Genomic DNA, 1,936 nt, shown 5'->3' on the forward strand with positions numbered 1-1,936 from the left:
GGCCAGCACCCATTGTTTTTCTGTACTCGGAGTACTGTTTGAATTTGGATCACTTTGGGTATCTATAACTACATAGCTAATAAACCGGTCAATAATTTTTTGCATACTAATTATTTTGTATCAAAATTACAATATTATTTAAAGCCTTAAACAGTTCAATATTAGCTGTATCCGTAAAGATCCAAAAGAAAAAATTAAACAATAACCAGCTATTTAAAATAAGTTTTGTTTACCTTATCGGGAAATTAACTCAAATTTAACAAGATATGAAACAACATTACTTAATTATTTTTGTCTTAATATTCGGTGCCATTGGCATTGTAAATGGACAGATAACTGGCACTGTAACAGATGATCAGGGGGTTCCGCTGGTTGGAGCTTCAGTGGTTAAAAAAGGTACTACTATTGGTACTACAACAGATTTTGATGGAAACTATAGTATAGATGCCATCCTTGGTGACAGGTTAATTGTTTCTTTTATAGGGTACGAACCTCTCGAAGTTCTGGCAAACAGTACAATTCTTAACATCACCCTGGTTTCCGGTTTGGCGTTGAGCGAGGTTATAATTACAGGTTCCCGTAACCCCAACAGAGTTGCCACTGAGAGCACCGTTCCTGTAGATGTTATTGATGTTAAGGAATTGGCAAGAGTTGGCCCTCAGGTAAATTTAAATCAGATTTTAAATTATGTTGCGCCTTCATTTACTTCCAATACACAAACCATTTCAGATGGAACAGATCATATAGACCCTGCCTCGCTCAGAGGTTTAGGACCAGATCAGGTATTGGTTTTAATTAACGGAAAAAGAAGGCATACATCTTCCCTGGTAAATGTGAATGGTACATTTGGTAGAGGAAGTGTAGGAACAGATTTAAATGCTATTCCTGCAGCTTCAATACAACGTGTTGAGGTATTGAGAGATGGAGCTGCGGCACAATATGGATCGGATGCAATTGCAGGAGTAATCAATATTATTCTAAATAAAGGTTCAGGTGAATTAAATCTTACAGTAACTACTGGCGCAAATTTTTCAAAGAATGCCAATGGGCAAACAGGAGGATCAGATGGCGAAGCTACGAATGTAGCTGGTAGTTATGGAATTTCTTTGGGTGAAAGAGGAGGATATCTAAATTTTTCCGGAGATTTTGATGTTCGACAGGACTATAGTCGGATGAAAGAATGGGAAGGCGATGTATTTAATCAGTACAATACTGTAGAACGATTTGCAAATGCTGATGGCTACGATGTATCAGCCTTATTAGATGACGATGTAACCGATGTAATTCAATATGCAAATGCTGCAGGGATTGATATAGGGGGCGCAACTACAAAAGCAGAATTGCAGCCTATTCTATCTGTTGATAATACAGAATCTGAATTAACAGCCAGGGGATTGGTAAGAAGTGATTTTAATATGAGAGTCGGGCAGTCTGCATTAAGAGGTGGTCGTTTCTTTGCGAATTTTGCACTTCCTTTAGACGACTACGGAACGGAATTATATTCTTTTGCCGGGATTAGTTCGAGAACAGGAAATTCTGCAGGTTTTTACAGACTTCCCAATCAGAGTAGAACCTATACCCCCGCGTATCTTAACGGATTTCTGCCGGAAATAAATTCTAATATTAAAGATCAATCTATAGCAATAGGTATCAAGGGAAAAGTTGGAGATTGGAGTGTGGATTTCAGTAATACGTATGGAAGGAATGCATTTCTTTATACAATAGGGAATACTTTTAATGCTTCTCTTCAGAGTGCATCACCTACAACTTTTGATGCTGGTGGTTTTTCTTTTGCGCAAAATACAACCAACCTGGATATTACCCAGTTTTATGATGATATCTTTAGTGGTTTTAATGTGGCTTTTGGCGGAGAATATCGTTATGAGAACTATGAAATTGTAGCAGGGCAAGAATCATCTTATGCTCAGTATACTGG

Annotated in this window: 1 protein-coding gene; it reads left to right on the forward strand. The window is 37.7% G+C overall.

What is annotated here, in order from left to right; translation table 11 throughout:
• Positions 1-266: 266 nt before the first annotated feature.
• Positions 267-1,936 (forward strand): TonB-dependent receptor plug domain-containing protein (locus tag WBN20_RS12110; protein WP_424281868.1); only part of this gene is annotated, 1,670 nt, incomplete at its 3' end.

The organism is Eudoraea sp., from assembly GCF_049665975.1.
Lineage (GTDB): Bacteria > Bacteroidota > Bacteroidia > Flavobacteriales > Flavobacteriaceae > Eudoraea.